This window comes from Natronorubrum sulfidifaciens JCM 14089 (assembly GCF_000337735.1).
Classification (GTDB): Archaea; Halobacteriota; Halobacteria; order Halobacteriales; family Natrialbaceae; genus Natronorubrum; species Natronorubrum sulfidifaciens.
Genome location: NZ_AOHX01000001.1, coordinates 41,090 through 61,839, shown reverse-complemented (window position 1 = coordinate 61,839; position 20,750 = coordinate 41,090). Strand labels below are relative to the sequence as shown.

Genomic DNA, 20,750 nt, shown 5'->3' with positions numbered 1-20,750 from the left:
GCCAGCCCGCTCAGAGATGTGTATAAGAGACAGATCCAGATGCCACAGAAACCGATCGTGCTCTTACAGGATGCGGTCACGGGTGGCGGTTACGCGACCGTCGGCACCGTCATCAGCGCCGACCGCGGACTGCTCGCACAGCGCCAAACCCACAAATCCGTATACTTCGAAAACGTCGACGTTGACGAAGCGATCGCAGCCCGCAACGAACGTGATGAGCGCCTCGAAGAGATCCGAGCCGAAATCGAAGCTGCAGACTGATGTTCAACTGGTAGACAGAACCCTGAACAGAAGCCGAAGCAAAGAAGCTAATCCAGACCGAGTTCAATACAGAACACACAACTATGTCCGACAAAACAACAGTCAACTCACCGATGCCAGGTGTCTTCTATCGACGACCTGACCCCGAAGACCCACCGTTCGTCAACGAAGGAGACACCGTTGAGGAAGGCGAAACGATCGGTCTCGTCGAAGTGATGAAGAACTTCCACGAAATCGAAGCCGACAGCGCAGGAACGGTCGGCGAGTTCCTCGTCGAAGACGAAGCCGAAATCGAAGCCAATCAGAAACTCGTCACGATCGAGTAACGGATACCGGACTCGAGCGAACGTCGATGCGAAGACGGGCCGCCGAACGACCCGTGATCGGTATGCAGCGACACATCGGGTCCAACAGAGACAGTTTTAGTTGCACTTCGACCAAAAAGAGATGCGCATTCTGGCTGCGATGCGACGAGTCGGCCTGACGAGGGGAGACTGACGGAAGATATATGCGCAATTGTGATAGAATTACACCCATGGTAGCGATCGATATCAACTGCGATATGGGCGAGAGCTTCGGCAACTGGCAGATGGGCAACGACGAGGCCGTCATGCCGTACATCACGTCCGCGAACATCGCCGGCGGCTATCACGCGGGCGATCCCCACGTCATGCGTGAAACGGTCGCGTTGGCCGCCGAGCACGATGTCGGCATCGGTGTCCACCCCGGCCTCCCGGACAAGATGGGGTTCGGTCGCCGAAAGATCGATGCCAGCCCGGAAGAAGTACGGGATTACGTCGTCTACCAACTCGGTGCACTGACGGGGTTTGCACGTCGCCACGGCGCGACCGTCCAGCACGTCAAACCGCACGGAGCGATGTACTCGATGCTCTCGGAAAGCCCCGACCACGCCCGTGCAGTCATGGAAGGGATGCTCGAGGTCGACGACGACCTCATCTATCTTGCGACCGATATGAATATCTACGAGGTCGCACAGGACGTCGACGGCCTTCGTGCCGTCTTCGAGGGCTACGTCGACCTCGATTACCGAGCCGACCGCTCGCTGATCGTCGAACAAACGCTCGAGGACCGTGATCCCGAACTGGTCGCCGACCGATTCGTCTCGATCGCGACGGAGGGTGTCGTCGAGGCCGCAAACGGGGAAGAGATCTCGGTCCCCGCCGACAGCATCTGTATCCACGGCGACAACCCGAACGCCGTCGCCGTGCTCGAGGCGATTCACGACCGACTCGACGACAACGACATCGAGCTCGCGTCGCTGCCCGAAATCGTCTAACGGCGATCGCGATGCGGTATAAAAGCGACTGACGCTTGTTCGGCCTGCAAACGGGTGAGGGCCGGTAGCTTACTCCTCGAGCAGGTCGTTCTCGACGTACGTCGTCGTGTGTTCGTTCGCAACGAAGCCGTCGTCCTCGAGCAACAGCTTGTGGAACGGGAGCGTCGTCGGGATGCCCTCGATCGTCGTCTCCTCGAGTGCGCGTTTCCCGCGGGCGATCGCTTCGGCTCTGTCCTGACCGGTGACGACCAGTTTCGCGAACATCGAGTCGTAGAAGGGGGCGATCGAATCACCCTCGTCGACCCCGTCGTCGACGCGAACGCCGATCCCGCGTGCTGGCCGGTACTTCGACAGCGTGCCGGGCAGTGGAATGAAGTCGTTGTCGGGATCTTCGGCGTTGATCCGGAACTCGATGGCCGCGCCGCGAGGGTCGATTTCGTCCTGCGAGAAAGAAAGTTCCTCACCTGCAGCGACACGAAGCTGCCATTTGACGAGGTCGATTCCGGTCAGTTGCTCGGTAACAGTGTGTTCGACCTGAATACGGGCGTTAACCTCGATGAAGTAGAACTCGCCGCCCTCATAGAGGAACTCGACCGTGCCGGCGTTGACGTAATCGGCCGACGCAGCGCCACGGCACGCGGCGTCACAGAGTTCCTCGCGGGTTTCCTCATCTAAGACGGGGGAGGGCGACTCCTCGACGAGTTTCTGCTGCCGTCGCTGAATGCTGCAGTCGCGCTCGCCGAGGTGGCGAACGTTGCCGTGTTCGTCGGCGATGATCTGGACTTCGATATGTCGTGGGTCCTCGAGGAATCGCTCGAGGTACACACTGGGGTTGTCGAAGTAGGCATCGCCCTCACGGATCGCCTCCTGTAGTTTCGATTCGATCTCGTCGGGGCCATATGCGATCTTGAGGCCACGACCACCGCCGCCGCCGTCGGCTTTGATCGCGATCGGATAGCCGTGTTCCTCGCCGAAGGCTTCGACTTCTGCCGGCGACGTCACGGGTTCGGTCGTTCCCGGAACGATCGGGACGTCAGCCGCATCCATGATTTTTCGGGCTTTGGTCTTCTCACCGAAGTCAGCCATCACATCGCTCGGTGGGCCGATCCACTCGAACTCGCTGGTCTCGACGTTGGCGGCAAACGATTCGCTTTCGGCCAGAAAACCATATCCGGGATGTATCGCATCGACATCGGCTTCGCGCGCAGCCTCGAGAAGTGCGTCTTGATCGAGATAGCTCTCTTTCGCTTTCGAGTTGCCGATATGATAGGCGTCGTCGGCCAACCGGACGTGTTTGGCGTCCTCGTCGGCGTCGCTGTAGACTGCGACCGCTTCGATGCCGAGTTCCGTACATGCCTGAATGATTCGAACGGCGATTTCGTCGCGGTTCGCGATCAGCACCCTTTCGAACACAATATAGTGTAATGCGGACTATTGGCAAATAAGTCTAACTTATCATGTGTTGTTGAACACAATTCATATACGAACGTGATCGTCGGATCATCAGGACCGATCCTCGAGACGAAATATCCCACGACTTTCGATCGTCGTTCGGATCTGAGCCGTTCGTTCGAATGGTGTTTATCTACCCACCGCCTTGCGTAGGACATGGACGAGCGTAGCATTCGCATTCTCCAGGCGATCGCGACACTCGGGACGGGAAGCCCGGACGAAATTTCGGCACACACCGGGATTCCGAAGTCGACGGTCCACTATCGGATCACGAAACTCAAAGAGGAAGGAATCGTACTGGATGATCTGTTCACGATCGACCTCGAGAAACTCGGCCTCGAAATCACGATCATTACGGAGGTCATCGCGGAGTACGACGAACAGTACCACACACAGGTGGGTGAGAAACTTGCCGAGATCGAAGGCGTCAATCAGGTCTATTTCACGATGGGAGAGACCGACTTCGTCGTGATTGCACACCTCGCCGGTCGCGAGATGGTTCACCGACTCATCAGCGACTACGAGCGCATCAACGAAGTCGTCCGGACGAGTTCGCAGTTCGTCGTCGAGACCGTCAAGGACGAACCGCATCCGCTCAACGACTTCGAGTTCGAGACGCTCGTTGCAACCACAGTGGATCTCGACTGATACTGCCGGACAGAAGTCAGTAAAACGCCAGTCGCGAAATCGCGGCCGTCTCCGTGGATGACGGCCGCAGTAGCGCGACCGGTCGTTGAATAGTTCNCAGTAAAACGCCAGTCGCGAAATCGCGGCCGTCTCCGTGGATGACGGCCGCAGTAGCGCGACCGGTCGTTGAATAGTTCTGTCCGGCAGTATGACCACGACTCGGCGACTGCGGACATGACTTGAGTGTCGAAGCAGCGATTTTCGGCGTATAGTCATTGATTACCGGCTTGTAATAGCGTATTACCCACGGGTAGACAGCATATATATACAAACTAATACGTGACAATCATCTTCGATGATACGACGACAACCGAGTGCACAGCAGTTCACGTCCTCGGACCGACGGACAAACGACCGTCCTGAGCAACACCACGTTTGGTGTGACCGACCGACCTCGGATCAGCTGTGGTGTGGTGAATGATTATGGACCGATCGCGAATGTTCATGCTAACGGGACTGTTCGTCGTGCTCTGTATCGGACTGGTCGGAGTCGGTGCAGTCGGGGGTGCAAGCGACAGTTCGGCGGCGAATCCATACGTCATGCCGCCCGATTCGGACACTGAACTGAACGTCTCCGAAGACGCGTACGTCGAACTGGCACCCGGGCCAGACGACCCATACTACGAAGCGAGTGACGGCAACTGGGTCAGTTACGTTAACCCGCGCGACGAGTATCGGGAGCCATATCTCGGTGATGGGTCCGCAAAAATCTGTGTGACACTCCTCAACGAAGCCGGAGAACCGATCGTCGGTGAAACCGTTCCGAATACGACGGTAACGTTGCCCACCGGTGCATCGACGTCGTGGCACAGCCATGCCGACCCAATAACCGTCCACTATCCGCTGACCGATCACTACGACCGGCCACTCGACGCTGATCAATTCGGCACGACCGACGACCTCCCGCAGGGTGACGGGTATATGGACAGCCACTGTCTCGAGTTCCACGGACTTCCCGAGGATGAAACCGTCGAGTACGGCGAAGTCGACATCGACGGCGAACACGCCGACAGAATCGAAGTCGTTGGCTACATTCAACAGGCACACGACACGTGGGATACCGACATCGATCCAATCGAGGCTGCCGAGCCGTACGAGGAGGCCGGTGGCAGTTGGACCTACTACCCCGAGGGCTCACACGGACAGGTCGTTGCGGTCCTCCAACTCGATAGCGAGGAGACCGGTGCCGACGGCGATCCCGTCTCGGAAGACGAGGACAGTTCCTCATCATCCTCGAGCACGGACGGGACGGGCGAGACGGATGACGTCGACGGTGATGAAGGCTCCGGCGACGAACTTCCCGGATTCGGCGTCGCTGCTGCACTCGTTGCGCTGGCACTCGCCGCACTGTTCGGGTCCCGTCGGTGGGGACGCTGACGGAATCCGAACGAACCCGACCAGCACACATTCGAGCACCGTTTTCAGCGGCTCACTCACGTGAGATCAGTGGGTCTTTGACAATCCGCTCGAGAGATCCACCCAATGACAGCCGGAACCGAGTCAGGCGATCCCGGGGTCCCGATCGTCTGTGATGCGTGTGAAACGACCTCTCGCGTGCCACTCGACGCTGTGGCTGACGCGATCGAACGACACAACGAACAACTGCACAACGGCGACGACATCGCCACAGTCGATCCCGACATCGCCGACCAGATCGCCGACCTCGTTGCGACCGATCTCGGACTGCTCGAGTGATTAGTCCATGGTACTGACTGGCACGGCCCCATCCGGTGCAGGACTCGTGCAGTCGGGGACGCTACGACTGGAGGAACGATCGAATCCGCTCGAGAACCGAGCGTGACTCGTCGCGTTTGGTCACGAGACCGTCCTCGTCCGGCGAGTCGTCCAATCGAACGTCGGGTCGTTTCGAATCCATTGGGTATCGCTACAGTGACGACCAACACAGTCGGTCTGCTTGCAAGCGAACGTCTCGACACGCCTTGCTGTAGCGATCACTGATACGATTTACTGGAGTCACTGACCGCCGATCGCCAGCACGGGTCGGCGATTGGCGAGACATCGGGACAGCAATCCGTATGAGACGGCAGAAACGGAGTGGCTCGGTCGAACGTGATCAGATCACGTCGAGGATGACGATGGAGAGATACAGCTGGCCGAAACCAGCGATGATCATGACGACGCCCGCGATTCGCTTGAGCGCACCGCTGTGTGCTGCCAGACGGCCGGCACTTGCGACGAGTCCCATCCCCGTGGCGACGGTCAGCGAAATCATCAACACGACAACGCTGCCGATGTACGTACCGAGGACGAGTGCCGCCGACAGCGGCGGCAGGGAAAGCGCCTGTGCGATGACGGCGACGAACAGCGGCGCGACACAGCCGGCAGCCGCAAGCGCATACCCGGCCCCGAAGATACCGAAGCCAAGCACGCTCGAGCGGCGTTTCGGGAGTGTGATCGACAGCGACGGAGCCCGATCGAACACGATCAAGAGTCCGAAGACGACAAGAATCCCTCCGACGATCGGCTCGAACAGCGTGATGTTCGACAGCGTCGAATGCCCGATCCAGTACGCAGCGACCAGCAAGACACCGAACGTGACGAGCGCACCAGTCCCGGCGACGAGCCCGCGGCTGAGTGCTCCCGAGAGCGACGCCTCTTCACCTTCGGTCTGGCTCACGTAGAATCCGACGTAACCCGGCAAGAGCGGATAAGCACACGGCGAAAAGAACGTCGCAACGCCCGCCGCGAGCGCGAACGCGAGTGGGAGCGATCCATCAATCATACTCACTCATCACCGGCGTCGGCCTCGAGTGCCTGTTCGATCCCAGCGACCAGTTCGTCCGCAGTTTTGACGCCGGAGTCGGCCCACTGGACGCGTCCCGACGCGTCGATCGCGACGGCCGACGGGTACCCACCCTCGAGATACCGTGCCGTCAACTCGGCTGTCGGATCGAGCCCGACCGTCCAGTTGCCGTCGTTGTCGTCCCACCACTCGACGAGTTCTGCCTCGGAGAGTGCGCCACCGTCGCCGACGTTCTCGCTGGTAACGGAGCAGAAAACCACGTCGTCGCCGATTCGTTCGTTGGCCTCGGCGAGTGCCGGCATCTGTTCGATACACGGCGCACACCACGTCCCGAAGAAATCGACGAACGTCGGTTGGTCGGGGTCCGGGACCTGTATCGTTCCGGCGTCGCTTCCCGGCGCATCGATGGTTTCGATCTCGAGCGGGTCGTAGCGGTCGCCCTCGCCATCGCCGTCACGCAACGAATCAGTGGATGGAAGCCCATAGACGGCAACTGCACCGGCACCAGCGACGACGCCAACGCTTCCAACGCCGGCGAGAAACTCCCGTCGGCGCATCGTTACTCCACCCCCACGACTGTTCTGGTGTCTTCAACGACCGTCTCAGGATCGACTGCGTGCTCGGAGAGTACCGCGCTCGGGTACGCGCGTTCGACGATTCCATCCTCGTTGACGAGTGTTACCCGATTGTTGTGAGCGAAGGTGTACTCACCGTGGTCGTGGTCGTCGTGGTCGCTCTCTTCGTGCTCGTCGTCATCGTCGATGCGCCTGAGTGCCATCCCGAAGGTATCGACTGTCAGTGACTCGGCTTCCTCGTAGGTATCGGGTCGGAGGAACTGCCAGTTGTCAGCCTCGTAATCGATACCCTGTTCGTTGGCGTACTCTCGGAGAACAGGCGATGTATCCCGTTCGGGATCGAACGTAAACGCGAGCAGGCCGATATCGTCTTCGTAGCCGTGTTCGGCGGCATCTTCCTGTACCCGTCGCAGTCGCAAGAGTAAGGCAGGACAGGCCCCGTCCGGACACGACGTAAAGAAGTACGTCATCACGAACGGGCGCTCACCGACGAAATCGTCGAGCGAGACGGTCGTCTCTGCGATTGGATCGGGGATCGAAAACGACGGGAACTCGTCACCGTGGCTCGGGTACGGCGGATCGGACGGGTGGTCGTCGGACGGCGACAGGACCGTTCTGCTATCATCGCCGGATACTGCCCCATCAAGCGTATCGAGACAGCCAGCAACACCAGCAACACCGGCGACCCCGAGCGAGCGAAGATATGTCCGCCGTTCCATACGTAATTCGTAGAAACGCGGGATCAAATGTCCGTTGGTTCAACCACCGAACATTCAGTCAGTAATCGAACATAACGGGCCAGAAACCGTGAACCGGCGTCGAGTGCGACTCGAAACCCATTCGAGCAGTGAACCAACAGGCGTTTTGTCACCGCACCCCCAACTCGAGCGTAATGCACCGTCGGGGCTTTCTGCGTGGAACAGCCGTGGCCGGCAGTATCGGCGTTGCCGGCTGTCTCGAGCGACTCGGCTTCGAAGAACAATCAGCCTGGTCGAACCCGCCGCTCGTCGAGAATCGACCCGATGCCGTCTATCTCCCCGCGGGCAGCGAGGAAATGAAGAGCTACGGGCGTGCGGGCGAAGGCGAGTACGCCGTCGAATTGAGCTATACGCTCCCCCACCGATTCTGGCTCGTTGCCGGGGACACGGAACAGGTCGACGTCGATGCCAACGACAGTATGCATCTCATGCTCACCGTCTGGGACACCGAAACGGACACCGTCCTTCCGGTGAATACGAGCCTCGAGTTGCTCCACGACGGCGAGTCGGTCGACGGACAGTTCACTCCCTGGCCGATGCTCTCCCAGCGGATGGGCTTTCACTACGGCGACAACATCCAACTTCCGGAGGAAGGAACCTACACAGCCCGCATTCAGGTCGGTCCACTCACCGTCGACGGGCGCGGGGGGTTCGAAACCCGGTTCGAACGCGCAACGACACTCGAGATCGAGTTCGAGTTCGAACGGTCGGATATCCACGACCTCGAGTACGACCTGATCGCCGAGGAGCGCCGCGGCAGCCGTGATGCACTCCCGTTGATGGATCACAGCGACCACGGAAGCCACGGCGACGAGCACGGCGACGATCACGATCACGGCGGAATCGCCAGTCCCGAAAGCTTCGGTGAACTCGGTCATCCACCCACGTCGGCTGGCCCCCCGATCGACTCGTTGCCCGGCGAGCGACTGGGAACCGAACGAAGCGCCGACGCCGAGCTCACCGCTCTCGTGAGTGATGTCGATCGAATTTCAGATGACAATCAGTACCTAGTCGTTTGTAAACGAACCCCATACAACGACTGCATCCTCCCGCTTGCAGCCCTGAGCGCAACGATCTCACGAGACGGGACGTTCGTTCTCGAGAACAAACCACTACGTGAGACGATCGACCACGAGTTCGGCCACCACTACGGACTCGAACTCGACGCACTCGAGGCAGGCGATGAAATAACGATCGGCGTCGACTCACCACCGCAGGTGTCACGACATGACGGCTACGAGACGGCGTTTTTCGAGTTCGAGGAGGTAACGTACAGCTACGAGAAGTGATATGAGTCGAGGGTGGTGTGAGATGAGAGTTATGTGAAGAGGCTGTAAAGATCGGTTAGCACCACATCTGCGCTCTGACCATCGGACAGCAAGCAGTGATCACCGGGTGATCAGATAACCGGAGTCTCAGACGGCAGCCAGTGACTCTCAAATACGAGCGGTGTGAACTGATGGTCGTCTGGTAGCTGAAACATCGTCCTACTCTCCTGGAATCGACCGAAACGGTTCCGAATCCGAACGTACGTGTAGTATAACTATCATCGACAGTCGAATACGCCCGAGAGATGTCTCAATCAGATCAAGCAGATATGCGTATCGGCTGTCCGGAATGCGATTCGGCCGTGAATGCAACCCTCCCATCAGGAATAGGAATCGATGAAGCGAACGACTCGAACCGACTACAGGGAACGGAAACGACGTGTCGAAACTGTGGACACGAGGTCGGACTCTACTACTATTGATACTGTCGGACAGAACTATTCGAAGGACGGTTGCACTACTGCGGCCGTCCCCGAAGATGACTGCCGCGAATTCGCGACCGAGTTCTCACTGACTGCTGTCCAACGGTATGACTTACGGTCGACTAGATCCACACCGCGTTTCCGGTGAATTTCAACAAGAGCAGACAGTCTTAGCGACAAGGAGAGAGATCCCAACACCAGAGTACTCGTCGAGAGACACACCGGGTTTCCGATGAACATGACAGAGAGACAACTGCAGTGGTGAAACACGCGTTCGAAACGAGAAGAGTAGACTACCAAGACCAGTCGAGGAAAAAAGCGGCTACCAGATCACGCCGTCGACGTATATCGACGACCGGCCGTCCGGAGGGACACACCACGTTTCCGGTGAACGAGAGGTTCGGTGGAATCTCGAGACAGATCTCCGTGCTCGAGGGTGGGCTCGAGCACGGACAACTACGGAGCGTCCAAGAAGCACACGACGGCAGGACGAGAGATTGGTTAGTCGGATCGAATTTTCGATGGCTACCGGTGCGCGCACACACCGGGTTTCCGGTGAAACGCCTCGAGAGGGGGATGGGGTGGAGCGTGCCCCCAGTCGAAATCAAGAACTCAGGTGAGATCGGTGCTCGACACGTCGCACACACACACCACGTTTCCGGTGAAACGCCACGAACAAGGGGGGGTGAGGCAAGCAGAAACGAACCATCGTAGGAATGGAATATGCCGTTATTGAAAGGCAAGTTAGTCATATCATCCACAGAGTTCGTCAGGCATTCACCAATAAAAATACGCCTCTACCGGATACAATCTTAAAATTCTAATTTAGTGCATGCACTTATCCAAGATGGAACGTCTGGAATTAACCACGAAGATGACTTTGGTTACGATGATACATGCTGATAGTATAGTTATCTATAAGTAACCACTAAACCAATAGTCCATTAAGTCCCATATGAAATAGGACTTTGACGTAAGTCAATATCGGACAATTCACCGGAAATCGCTCTCGAGTGTGGCGTCTCACCACGAGTTGTTCTGTCGGTTATCGTACTCTCATCTGAACTCACACGATGAATTTCCACAGTAGTGCTGTTCTCGTCGCTCTGTGGCTCAGTTGTTCGTTGGTCACGTGGTCTGCTCTGTGGTCACGTGGTCTACTGACTGCAATCGAGCTCGTTCTGTTGAGGTCAGCCCAACTCGAGACGTCTCGAGCTCTTCTGTTTTCTGCTTATTGTCCGTAATTCCTGCCTAGAACCTCTCATAGGCCGCTTCCTCAATGAGTCGTATTCAACACACCCGGTTTCCGGTGAATCCGAACCCCCGTTTCCACTGGAACCCGAACCCACCTATTTTCCGTTTCACCGGAAACGTGGTGTGTGTGTGCTCCAATTTCCACCGAGCTACCAGTTTGCTTATGTACCTTCTCGAGAGCGCCTCTAACTCCCTATTATTCCACTCTCAACGGTTTGCCGGCTCCAATCCCAAACAGTAAAGACGTTTCACCGGAAACGTGGTGTCTATGATCCATGTCGAGTTCCGGCGATGACCTCTTTACCCGTGACGATCCTATCTTCGAGAACAAAGAACTGCTCGAGATCAATCACCTCCCGGAGGAGGGGCGGATCGTTGGCCGAGACGACGAGATTGCTGAGCTCGCAAACGCAGTTAATCCGGCAATCTTCGGCCAAAGCCCAAGCAATCTGCTCATCTATGGGAAAACTGGCACCGGCAAATCGCTCTGTGCCAAACATATCTCCGAACGACTCGTCCGTGTTGCCAAAGAAGAGGGTGTCACGGCCGAGTTCACGTACGTCGACTGCGCACAAGACAGTACGGAGACACAGGCGGTCCAGACGATCGCGCATTCGCTGAACGACTCTGCTGTCACTGATATCAAGATCCCTGATAAAGGACTCAGCACGTCGACGTACTACAAGCGCCTCTGGAAGGTTCTCGATACCCAGTACGAGGTCGTCCTCATTATTTTAGACGAGGTCGACAAACTCGATGACGACGACATTCTCATGCAACTCTCGCGTGCGGGCGAGGCCGGCAAACTCGAGTCGTGTAAGATTGGTGTGATCGGGATCAGCAACAAGATCAAGTACAAAGATCGGATGGACGAGCGCGTCAAATCCAGTCTCTGTGAACGCGAGTTCGTCTTCCCGCCGTACGACGCCAATCAACTCCGCGAGATCATGCAGGCTCGCAGCGATGCGTTCAAAAACGGGGTCCTCGACTCGTCTGTGATCCCGCGCGCTGCGGCACTGGCCGCTCGAGAACACGGCGACGCGCGGAAGGCGATCGACATCCTTCGGTATGCGGGTGAGATCGCACAGTCAACCGGGAACGAAACCGTCCGCGAAGAGTACGTCGTGCAGGCCCGTGAGCGGGCCGAAACTGATCGGTTTCGAGAGCTCATTCGGGGATCGACGCCACACTCACGGTACGTCTTGCAGGCGCTTGCGGTGCTTGCACTCAACAGCACGGACGAAGACGGGTTCCGGACGACACGTATCTACGATGTCTACGAGGAGATCTGTCGTCAGGAAGGCTCCGATACGCTCTCGTTGCGCCGTGTTCGGGATCTGCTGAAAGAACACGCGTTTCTCGATATCATCGAACAGTCCCGACAGAGCGGTGGGAGTGCGGAGGGGAGTTACACTGAACATCAGTTACTCGAGGACCCTGACGTCGTCCGGAAAGTGCTCGTCGAGACGGACGAGACGTAGTCGGTACCTTTCTCGCACATTTCACCGGAAACGTCCTGTCCGATCGGCTCGTCGCCGCCCCTTCGTTCGGTCGTTTCACCGGAAACCGGGTGTCTTCGAGGTGATCTACTGTTCGCCCACCGAGCCGGTAGCCCAGCCGCGTGGCGAGTCGTTGAGCCGTTCAGCGCCGTCGTCGGTGACGACGACGAGGTCTTCGATTCTGACACCGAACTCGCCCTCGAGATAGATCCCCGGTTCGACGCTGAACACCATTCCGGGCTCGAGTTCGCGGTCGTTGCCGTCGACGATGTAGGGTGGCTCGTGGACCTCGAGGCCAACGCCGTGCCCGGTTCGGTGGACGAACGCGTCGCCGTAGCCGGCGTCCTCGATGACCGACCGTGCGGCGCGGTCGATGCTGCCGGCGGTGACACCGGGTTCGACGGCGTCGATGGCGGCCTGTTGGGCGTGCAGTACGGTTTCATGCACCTGCCTGTACTTGGCTGGGGGCTCGCCAACCACCATCGTTCGCGTCTGATCGCCCGGATACCGACCTGTTCCACCCTCGAGGTCCGCCGCGACGAACGCACCGAAATCCAGTACGATCGGATCGCCTACCTCGATCGGTCGGTCGCTGCTGTGGTGGTGTGGCCGAGCGCCGTTCGGCCCCGACGCGACGATCGTCGAAAACGCCGGCTCACCGCCGCCAGCGGATGCGAGGAGCCGTTCAATCTCACCCGCCAGTTCCCTCTCGCTCATCCCGATCAAATCCTCCCCGCGCGAGCGAACCTCGAGTGAGACGCGGTCAGCGACCGCCCCGGCCCGCCGGAGCGCGTCGAGTTCGCGGGCGTCTTTACGGATTCGAACCTCCTCGAGGACGGTACTCGCAAGCCCGAACGTCGCGTTCGGGACACAGGCGCGGAGGTCCTGTGAGAACGTCGCCCAGAGCCGATCGTCGACGAGGAGCGTCGTGTCGTCGGCTGTCGATCGGTCGGCGGAATCACGAGCAGTTGTCTGCCGTTCGCCACGAGGCTGGTCAAGGATCTCCTCGAGAACATCGTCGACGAGTTCGACGGGATCGTCGCCGTCGTTCCAGAACCGACAGTCGAGTGGCAAGCTTGCAAGCTGTTGGTCGTACATCGCTGGGGCGACGAAAACCGGATCGCCGGTCCGTGGAACGAACAACAACAGGTGACGTTCCGACGGCGTCTCCTCGAATCCGGTGAGGTAGGTCAGGTTTGGGCTCGGAAAGCAGATCAAAAGCGCCGCGTCGACATCCTCAAGCCGGCGTTTGCAGTCGCGTATTCGGGTCGCGAACGGAGCGTCCATACCGTCGATTCGGGTATCGGCCGAAAGAACGTTTGGTCATGAGTCGCTGCCGATCGGCTGTCAGGATCGCTGGATAGTCACGTTGCGTAGATCGTCACTCCATTTCGGTCAGTATCGGGACGCTATTAGATACCCATGCGGGTGCAGGCCGCGAACCAACCCGAGACGAGGCTGTGCAATAGCAGCGAATGCGAGTTATCGACGAGCGACTGTCGTTGACGTCTCCAAGCGACCGACACTCACGTGCTGACCGACGCGGCCGTGAGACTACTGAATCACGGGCAGACGGCCCGACCTGTCCCAGTTCCCTGATCGTCGTCTCGAACCGCCAACCGTACCGTCACGAGTACGACGACGCGGCGTCGGCCGCCGGTGATGACCAGTCGGCTGCCACCGCTACCGTTGAGACGCGGACCGACGGGGCAGCCCCCGAACCGACTGCCGAGTCCGGCGACCGTTCGATCACGGTTGACGAACCGACTGGCGGCCTCACTGCCGGGCTCGACCCCGTTCTCAAGCAGTCTGCGGGAACCTGGATCGCCTGGGGTGACGGCGACGCTGATTTCGACGTCGCCGACGAGCAAAACTGCGTGGCCGTTCCGCCGGACGACCCGTCGTACACCCTTCAGCGAATCGATCTGTCGGACGAAGCGGTCGACTCCTACTACTACGGGTTCAGCAATCGCGTTCTCTGGCCGTTGTGCCACGGATTTACAGACCTCGTCGAACACCGATCGAACGACCTCGAGTGGTACCGAACGGTCAACGAGCGCTTCGCCGAGGCAGTCTGCGAACATGCGACGGCCGACTCGGTCGTCTGGCTACAGGACTATCACTTCGCACTCGCGTCGCGGATGATTCGGGAAACTGTCCCACGGTCGACCACTGTCGCCCAGTTCTGGCATATTCCGTGGCCGACTGCGGCGACGTTCCAGCACTGTCCTGCGGGCCGCCGTCTTCTCGAGGGGCTGCTTGGGAACGATCTGCTTGGCTTTCACGTCGACCGATACGTCGAGCGCTTTCTCGACTGCGTCGACCGGTCACTTCCGGCTGCCGCTGTCGATTGGGGACAACGGACCGTCACGTACGATGGCGAGACGACCCGCGTTGTCGCGACACCGATGGGTGTCGATACCGAATCCTACGACCGGAACGCACGGTCGAGTGGCTCATCACAGCTCTCGTCGCTGCTCGAGCGATACGACATCGAACGCGAGACGGTGATCGGCCTCGGTGTCGACCGGCTCGATTACACGAAAGGGATTCCCGAACGGCTCGCCGCGATCGAACGGTTCCTCGAGTGGAATCCATCTTGGCACGGCGAGTTCACGTTCGTACAGACGGCGACACCATCCAGAACCGAGATTCAGACGTACGAACGACACGGCGAACTCGTCCGAAGCGAGGTCAAGCGGATCAATCAGCGATTCGGAATCCAAGACTGGGACCCGATCGTCTACACTGAAGACTACCTCACGGCCACGGAGCTCTGTGCGCTGTATCGGCGTGCAGACCTGATGGTCGTCAGTCCACTGGTCGACGGCATGAATCTGGTCGCCCAGGAGTACGTCGCGGCGAGCGTCGACGGCGATGGGACGTTGGTGTTGAGCCAGGAAACTGGCGCACACGAGACGCTCGGCTCGCAGGCGCTCACCATCGATCCGACCGATATCGACGGCTTCGCCCACCAACTCGAGCGGGCCGTCTCACTGCCCGCTCACGAACGGAAACGCCGGATGAACACGCTCCGAAATCGGGTCTTCGACGGCAACCTCGAGTGGTGGATGAAAACCCAGTTCGACTGGATTCGTGCCGTCAAAACCGAGCGACACCGTTCAGATTCGACTCGAGACACCGATTCGGGGGCGGACCGTGATACCGACTCCGATTCGGACATGGAGTTTGGCCCCCACGAACCATCGTCGTCGGTGTAATTGATGTCGTCGACATCCCCTCCTCGACCGATCGAACAACAGCGGACACGACTCCGGTCGACGCTTACGGCGGCATCTCACCTCCTGCTCTGTCTGGACTTCGATGGGACGCTCGCACCGATCGTCGAGGACCCGGACGAGGCGAAGCCGCTGCCGGAGCACGAAGCCGCGCTGGCGTCGCTTGCGTCGACTCCAGCCGTCTCGACGGCGATCGTCAGCGGCCGTGCACTGGCGGACGTTCGCGACCGCATCGACGGCCCGACGACGTACGCCGGCAACCACGGACTTGAACTCTCGCGGGAGGGATCGGTTATGGTTCACCCGGCCGCTCGCAAACGGATGTCACGACTCGAGGCGGTGTGTGCGACACTCGAGACAGTGCTCGAGCCGGTGCCGAACTGCCGGATCGAAAACAAGCGACTGACGGGAACGGTCCACGTCAGGTCCGTCCCGCCCGCTCTGTGGCCGGTCGTTCGCCGAGACACACATGCGGTCGTCGATCGGATCGGTGGTGATGCTCTCGAGGTGTCGGGTGGGAAACGGATCTTCGAAATCGGACCATCGGTCCCCTGGGGCAAGGGAAACGCGGTCGAGCTGATCGCTTCGGAGATGCCACCAGGGACAGTGTCGATCTATATCGGCGACGATGTCACCGACGAATCGGCGTTCCGGACGGTCGAACCCGACGGCATCGGTGTCCGCGTTGGCGGCGACGAACCGTCTGCGGCCTCCTGTCGAGTAGACTCGCCCGCCGAGGTTGCGACGCTGTTGTGCTGGCTCGAGTCGGTCGGTGTCGGCTTACTCGAGCGCGATGAACCCTGACTGTGAACGCTGTTTCGTTCCGTGAACCCGGTAATCCGCGTTTGATAAAACACAAACGGTGAAGTCGAAAGTATTAGTTACCACTGGAAATATAGTAGTTGATGAGAGTGAACGATAGTGAAACTCCGCCAACCTACTGATTTCTTGGTCCTCGAAGAGCTCGAGGACAAAGGACGAAACGTCGCGACGAATCTCGCTGCACACACTGGAAAGAGCCGCAAGAACATCAACACCCGTCTCCCGGTGCTCGAAGATTACGGCCTTGTACGGAAGATCGGACCGGCGGAACGATCTGGACTGTACGAGATCACGTCGATGGGAAAGGCAGCACTCGTCTACCGCGATCAGTACGACGATGTCGACGATTTCGAAGCGCTCATCGAAGGACCCAGCGTGGATATCAGCGAACAGTGTGGCGACTCGCAGGCCGGCTTCGTCCGCGGTGAGGACGAACACGACGACGACGAGTAGTCAGCTTCCTGCCGTCGGCGGACTAGTTGAACAGCGAGCGCCGGCGGACTCGATGGCGAGCGGTTCGACTATTTTGGCCGCGGACCCCGCGTATCGACGACTCGAGCGCCGCGGTCGTCGATACGGAGTTCTGCCCACTCGGGGAGGACGTCAGTGGCCGTCAACAGCAGTAAGCATCCGTCGCTTGTCTCCACCAGTTGCCGATCCGGCTCTTGCTGTCGAATACAGCGTTTCCACCGCTCGCTCTCGAGTCGCTTCGTGAGTTGGTGGTCTGTGTAGTAGCGGCCGTCCGATCCTTTATAAAGCGTCTCGATGGGGGCGTCCACAATCACGGCTGGGCCTCCACCGATCGAGTGTTGGGCACCACTCTGAACGTACTCGCTGTCTCCATCCTATTCGGAGAATGTCGACTTTTCTGTATCGCCATTTGGGTTTACATAGTGTACAGTTATTATCTCGTGAGTGTCGGCTTTCGTGATACATTCGGTGGGTGGTGACTGGGACCACGCTATCGGGATGTGACGTTCCCGCACCGTCGGCGATCGCAAAACCCGTCTTCCACTTCGAAACACGACCTGCTCCCGGACCGCTCACACCGCCGCTACGGTCCGTCGCCATCTGTTTCGAAGAACTCACCGAGAACCGTTTTGAGCCCCTTTCGGAGGTGCTGGTGCATTGTCGGCGGTGTCACGTCCATCGACTCGGCGATCTCTTCGCCCGTGCTCTCTCGGGGCCAGTCGAAAAAGCCGCTGTAGTATGCGAGTCGCAACGTTGTGAGCTGTCGGTCGGTGAGCTGATCGAGGATTCGATTACACCGCTCGGCGGCCGTGCGGACCGGGCGGTCGACTTCCCGTCGTGCAACGAGTTCGGCGTTCTCGTAGACGACAGTTAGTGTGTCCGCGATCTCTCGAACGTTCGCGTCCTGTGAGACCTCGATCAGACAGGTGCTGACTCCGTCCTCGACGGTAATCTCTCTGATCGTCGCCCCGTGATTTGCAAGCGCCTGAACACCCGACTCCGCGAGGCGCAACTCGATCGTACAGCTCTCCCCGCCATCGTGTATCCGTCGACACTCCTCGACCGACTCGTGGGCGTCTGCCGCCTCGAGGACGGTCTCACAATCGAGTCCTGCAACTGTAACGTACTGTACCGTCCGTCCGCCCGATGTCGTTCCAGCCCACTCGAGTGAGCAGGTACAGTCGTACTTTCTGGAGAGATCGAACGAGAAGGTGTCGCCGCCGTCGATTCGAAACTCGAGTTCGATGACCGTGTCGGCAAACAGCAACTGGCGGTTCCGCATGGCCATGATGGTGAACCCGATCGTTTCACCGAGCAGCCCGAACCCGGCTTGTTCACCCTCAGTAAACGCTTCTTCACGGCTTGCGAGGACGGTCAAGACGCCGTAGATCGATTCGTTGTAGCTGATCGGAACGGCGATTGCGGCTTTCACATCGTCCTCGCGGGCGCCCTCCCGAAGCAGGTCGGGAACCGATTCGCTCTCCGTCAGTCCGGGCTGTGTCTGGATCGTTCCCGTCTGGACGGCGCGGCGTGCGAGCCACCCGTGATCGACCTCCGACTCGGAAACGTATTCGAGGTACGTTTCAGCACTGCCCGTCCCGTTCCGGTAGGTGAGCGTACCCTCGCCCGTTCGCTCGGCGATCCAGGACCCACAGTACAGCTCCGAGTCAACGAGTTGGGCACAGACCTCGTGTTCGATCGCATCTCTCGAGCGCGCTTCGACCAGCGTTTCGATAACCTGCCCGACGACCGAATTGATCCTGTTGAGCGTTTCGAGTTGGTTCTGTCGTGAACGCAGTCGTCGCTCGCGTCGGGCTCGTTCGGTGATATCGCGTGCCAGCCAGACGACGGCCCGTTGGCCATTGATCCGTTCGTCGATCGGGACGACACGCCCCTCGTACCGTCGGCGACCGTCGGTCGCTTCGACGGTGTACTCGATCGACTGGATATCGCCAGTTTCGAGGGTCTCGTCGATACAGCCTTCTAACTTCGCTGCGGTGTCGTCCGGATACACGTCCTCGAGTCGGTGTCCAGTCAACTCGTCAGCCGAGACCGAGTAGCGGTCGGCCGTTCCGGGGCGGACTTTCGACTTGAGGTAGGTCCCATCGTCGGCGAGGACGAACGCCTCGTCGGGCAGTTCGTTCGCGAGGATGTGGTGGTACTTTCGATCCGTCTGCTCTGGCTCCGTGTCGGTGGACTGACTCGAGGAAAGCGTCTCGAGAACCCGTTCGATGGGATCATCCTCGTGGTCCGCGGGGATGTACTCGTCTGCGTCTGCCCGTAGCGCGGTCGCCGCGAGCGTCTCGCTTCCCGAGGGTGGAACGACGACCGACGGAGCAGCCGGATACCGGGTGGTGGCACGCTCGAGTATCGCCTTCGTCCGCGTTGGACAGTCGAGTTCGACAACGACACCGGCAGGACATGTCGAACTTTCCTTCTCTCGAGTTTCGGTTTTGGAACCGAACACGGTCTCGAGTGCAGCCTCCGGTGAAACCGATCGAACGCCGAGGGTCGTCGATTCGCGGAGCCGTCTCTCGAGCGAACTCGAGTCGGTGGCTGCCACGTGGATGATCAATCCGGGCCGGTTCTCATCAGTCATATAGGATGTAGCGCAGACGATGTTGCCGATCGTAATTAGTCGGATGCGTCTTTCGGAACCAATACAATGACAGAACAAAAGACTACTGGTTAGCCGACTCGGGTATTCCATCAGCGTCGCCGGCCGTTTGTGCTTGTCAACCTATATCCCTCTCTTTCTGTAAACACGACATAAGTTTCTCCGCTTCCGTTGATGTCTTTCAGTCTGACTCATGCCGAACTGGTCGCCCCTGTACACCGTATGGAATGTTTACACAGTGTAGAACGTTTACACTGTGTAGAAAACCCTCTGCAGTGGCGATGACCTCGAGAGCACTGGTCGACTTCGTATCGACTCGGCGATACAAATCTCGAGAAACTGGTTCGATACCGCGGCGTGGTGGTCGGTTAACGCGTCTATAGTTGTCGCCCGCGGGTGGCGACTCGAGCTACAGTTCGCCCTGTTCTTTGAGGTCGTCGATGATGTCGTCGACGAAGGACTCGGGGTCGTCGTAGGGGAAGTCGCCGCCGGAGGTTTTCGTGTTCAGTTCCATCGCGGTGACCGAGAAGTCGCCGGACTCGAATTTCGTCCCGGGGCCGTTCGGCAGCGCGGGGACGAGATCCATTGGACTCGAGATTGGGTAGTCGGCACCTTCGAACGCGTCGATCATCTGCTCGCGGAGTTCGTCTTCGTTTGCCATTGCGCGCTCTACTTGCGTCCGATAAATAATAAATTTGCAGGTAGTTGCAACAGACTGGTTCGACCCCTTGTGACGACGAGAGAACGGTTGAGAGTAGATATTCGGCGTGCTCAGGCAATAACACTCACTGTGACGTCTCGAACCTACTTCTCTCCGATGTGTCTGCTCGGGGTAAGCTGTTTTCCAAAAACCAGTATCTTGGCTGACAGTTATTCGAAACAATAATGTGTCCGTAGCGAGCAGATGGCGATATGGCGAAAGATACCGTCAGATATCCGGACGAGGTCGTCGAAGAGATCGATACCCTCGTCGACGACGGTATGTTCGAAAGCAAATCCGAGTTCTACCGCTTCTCCGCGGAGTACGTCCTCACACTGATCAACGGCGATCACGACGTGAAGACGTTCAACTTCGATGAGATCAAATCAGAACTCGACATCACCGAGGCAGACCACGCCAAAGCCCTCGGTACCGACGGCGGGACCTTCTTCCTCGATGCCGTAATCACTGTCCGTAAACACGGTCTACGCGGTGACTTCGAAGCCGCAGAGCGGTTCATCGACACCCACTACGATGCGACCGATCAGGAGTGTATTATCCTCGAGGAACTGCTCGGAACCTATCGACAACAGCCCGCGTAGTC

General features: G+C 58.9%; 19 protein-coding genes and 1 pseudogene. 12 read left to right on the top strand and 8 right to left on the bottom strand.

What is annotated here, in order from left to right; all coding sequences use genetic code 11:
- The 3 genes and pseudogenes from C495_RS00295 to C495_RS00285 all read left to right on the top strand — a co-directional run.
- Positions 1 to 261 (top strand): annotated as a pseudogene (locus tag C495_RS00295) (hypothetical protein); the annotation flags it as partial.
- Between the two features lie 83 nt (positions 262 to 344).
- Positions 345 to 587 (top strand): acetyl-CoA carboxylase, encoded by a 243-nt coding sequence (locus C495_RS00290; protein WP_008158874.1) that lies wholly within the window; start codon positions 345 to 347, stop codon positions 585 to 587.
- Positions 588 to 796: 209 nt separating this feature from the next.
- A complete protein-coding gene (locus C495_RS00285; protein ID WP_049890056.1) occupies positions 797 to 1,558 on the top strand; it encodes a LamB/YcsF family protein in 762 nt (253 codons plus the stop codon).
- 69 nt (positions 1,559 to 1,627) lie between these two features.
- Here the strand turns inward: C495_RS00285 and C495_RS00280 are convergent, their stop codons facing one another.
- A complete protein-coding gene (locus C495_RS00280; RefSeq protein WP_049890055.1) occupies positions 1,628 to 2,971 on the bottom strand; it encodes an acetyl-CoA carboxylase biotin carboxylase subunit in 1,344 nt (447 codons plus the stop codon).
- A 195-nt stretch (positions 2,972 to 3,166) separates the two neighbouring features.
- On the opposite strand from C495_RS00280, the gene C495_RS00275 reads away from it, so the two are divergent.
- From C495_RS00275 to C495_RS00265, 3 genes are all read left to right on the top strand, one after another.
- The gene (locus tag C495_RS00275; protein WP_008158868.1) at positions 3,167 to 3,658 is read left to right on the top strand and encodes an Lrp/AsnC family transcriptional regulator; all 492 of its coding nucleotides are present in this window, start codon (positions 3,167 to 3,169) and stop codon (positions 3,656 to 3,658) included.
- Positions 3,659 to 4,120: 462 nt separating this feature from the next.
- Positions 4,121 to 5,074: a PGF-CTERM sorting domain-containing protein gene (locus tag C495_RS00270; RefSeq protein ID WP_008158866.1), complete on the top strand. Its 954-nt coding sequence runs from the start codon at positions 4,121 to 4,123 to the stop codon at positions 5,072 to 5,074.
- Positions 5,075 to 5,179: 105 nt separating this feature from the next.
- Positions 5,180 to 5,392, top strand: a complete 213-nt coding sequence (locus C495_RS00265; RefSeq protein ID WP_008158865.1) for a hypothetical protein — start codon at positions 5,180 to 5,182, stop codon at positions 5,390 to 5,392.
- Positions 5,393 to 5,771: 379 nt separating this feature from the next.
- On the opposite strand, the gene C495_RS00260 is transcribed toward C495_RS00265, so the two are convergent.
- The 3 genes from C495_RS00260 to C495_RS00250 are packed head-to-tail and all read right to left on the bottom strand — an operon-like array spanning position 5,772 to position 7,755.
- Positions 5,772 to 6,440, bottom strand: coding sequence for a cytochrome c biogenesis CcdA family protein (locus C495_RS00260; protein ID WP_049890054.1), 669 nt, complete (start codon positions 6,438 to 6,440; stop codon positions 5,772 to 5,774).
- Between the two features lie 2 nt (positions 6,441 to 6,442).
- The gene (locus C495_RS00255; RefSeq protein WP_008158862.1) at positions 6,443 to 7,018 is read right to left on the bottom strand and encodes a TlpA family protein disulfide reductase; all 576 of its coding nucleotides are present in this window, start codon (positions 7,016 to 7,018) and stop codon (positions 6,443 to 6,445) included.
- 2 nt (positions 7,019 to 7,020) lie between these two features.
- Complete coding sequence (locus C495_RS00250; protein WP_008158860.1) at positions 7,021 to 7,755, bottom strand: SCO family protein; 735 nt, start codon at positions 7,753 to 7,755, stop codon at positions 7,021 to 7,023.
- A gap of 173 nt (positions 7,756 to 7,928) precedes the next feature.
- Between C495_RS00250 and C495_RS00245 the strand changes: the two genes are divergently transcribed.
- Entirely contained in the window at positions 7,929 to 9,083 is a 1,155-nt protein-coding gene (locus C495_RS00245) for an iron transporter (RefSeq protein ID WP_008158858.1), read from the top strand.
- 1,990 nt (positions 9,084 to 11,073) lie between these two features.
- The gene (locus tag C495_RS00240; RefSeq protein WP_008158856.1) at positions 11,074 to 12,279 is read left to right on the top strand and encodes a Cdc6/Cdc18 family protein; all 1,206 of its coding nucleotides are present in this window, start codon (positions 11,074 to 11,076) and stop codon (positions 12,277 to 12,279) included.
- A 105-nt stretch (positions 12,280 to 12,384) separates the two neighbouring features.
- Here C495_RS00240 and C495_RS00235 read toward each other — a convergent pair whose 3' ends face one another.
- Complete coding sequence (locus C495_RS00235; RefSeq protein ID WP_008158854.1) at positions 12,385 to 13,584, bottom strand: M24 family metallopeptidase; 1,200 nt, start codon at positions 13,582 to 13,584, stop codon at positions 12,385 to 12,387.
- 188 nt (positions 13,585 to 13,772) lie between these two features.
- On the opposite strand from C495_RS00235, the gene C495_RS00230 reads away from it, so the two are divergent.
- From C495_RS00230 to C495_RS00220, 3 genes are all read left to right on the top strand, one after another.
- Positions 13,773 to 15,518 (top strand): alpha,alpha-trehalose-phosphate synthase (UDP-forming), encoded by a 1,746-nt coding sequence (locus C495_RS00230; RefSeq protein ID WP_008158853.1) that lies wholly within the window; start codon positions 13,773 to 13,775, stop codon positions 15,516 to 15,518.
- A gap of 3 nt (positions 15,519 to 15,521) precedes the next feature.
- Positions 15,522 to 16,340, top strand: a complete 819-nt coding sequence (otsB, locus tag C495_RS00225; RefSeq protein ID WP_008158851.1) for a trehalose-phosphatase — start codon at positions 15,522 to 15,524, stop codon at positions 16,338 to 16,340.
- 117 nt (positions 16,341 to 16,457) lie between these two features.
- Positions 16,458 to 16,811: a winged helix-turn-helix domain-containing protein gene (locus tag C495_RS00220; protein ID WP_008158849.1), complete on the top strand. Its 354-nt coding sequence runs from the start codon at positions 16,458 to 16,460 to the stop codon at positions 16,809 to 16,811.
- A gap of 68 nt (positions 16,812 to 16,879) precedes the next feature.
- On the opposite strand, the gene C495_RS00215 is transcribed toward C495_RS00220, so the two are convergent.
- The 3 genes from C495_RS00215 to C495_RS00205 all read right to left on the bottom strand — a co-directional run bounded on the left by C495_RS00215 (position 16,880) and on the right by C495_RS00205 (position 20,107).
- Entirely contained in the window at positions 16,880 to 17,137 is a 258-nt protein-coding gene (locus tag C495_RS00215; RefSeq protein ID WP_152418828.1) for a hypothetical protein, read from the bottom strand.
- A gap of 275 nt (positions 17,138 to 17,412) precedes the next feature.
- On the bottom strand, positions 17,413 to 19,428 hold the full coding sequence (locus C495_RS00210; RefSeq protein WP_008158845.1) for a bacterio-opsin activator domain-containing protein: 2,016 nt from the start codon (positions 19,426 to 19,428) through the stop codon (positions 17,413 to 17,415).
- Between the two features lie 427 nt (positions 19,429 to 19,855).
- Entirely contained in the window at positions 19,856 to 20,107 is a 252-nt protein-coding gene (locus C495_RS00205) for an MTH865 family protein (protein WP_008158843.1), read from the bottom strand.
- Positions 20,108 to 20,358: 251 nt separating this feature from the next.
- Between C495_RS00205 and C495_RS00200 the strand changes: the two genes are divergently transcribed.
- Complete coding sequence (locus C495_RS00200; RefSeq protein ID WP_008158842.1) at positions 20,359 to 20,748, top strand: hypothetical protein; 390 nt, start codon at positions 20,359 to 20,361, stop codon at positions 20,746 to 20,748.
- Positions 20,749 to 20,750: the final 2 nt, after the last annotated feature.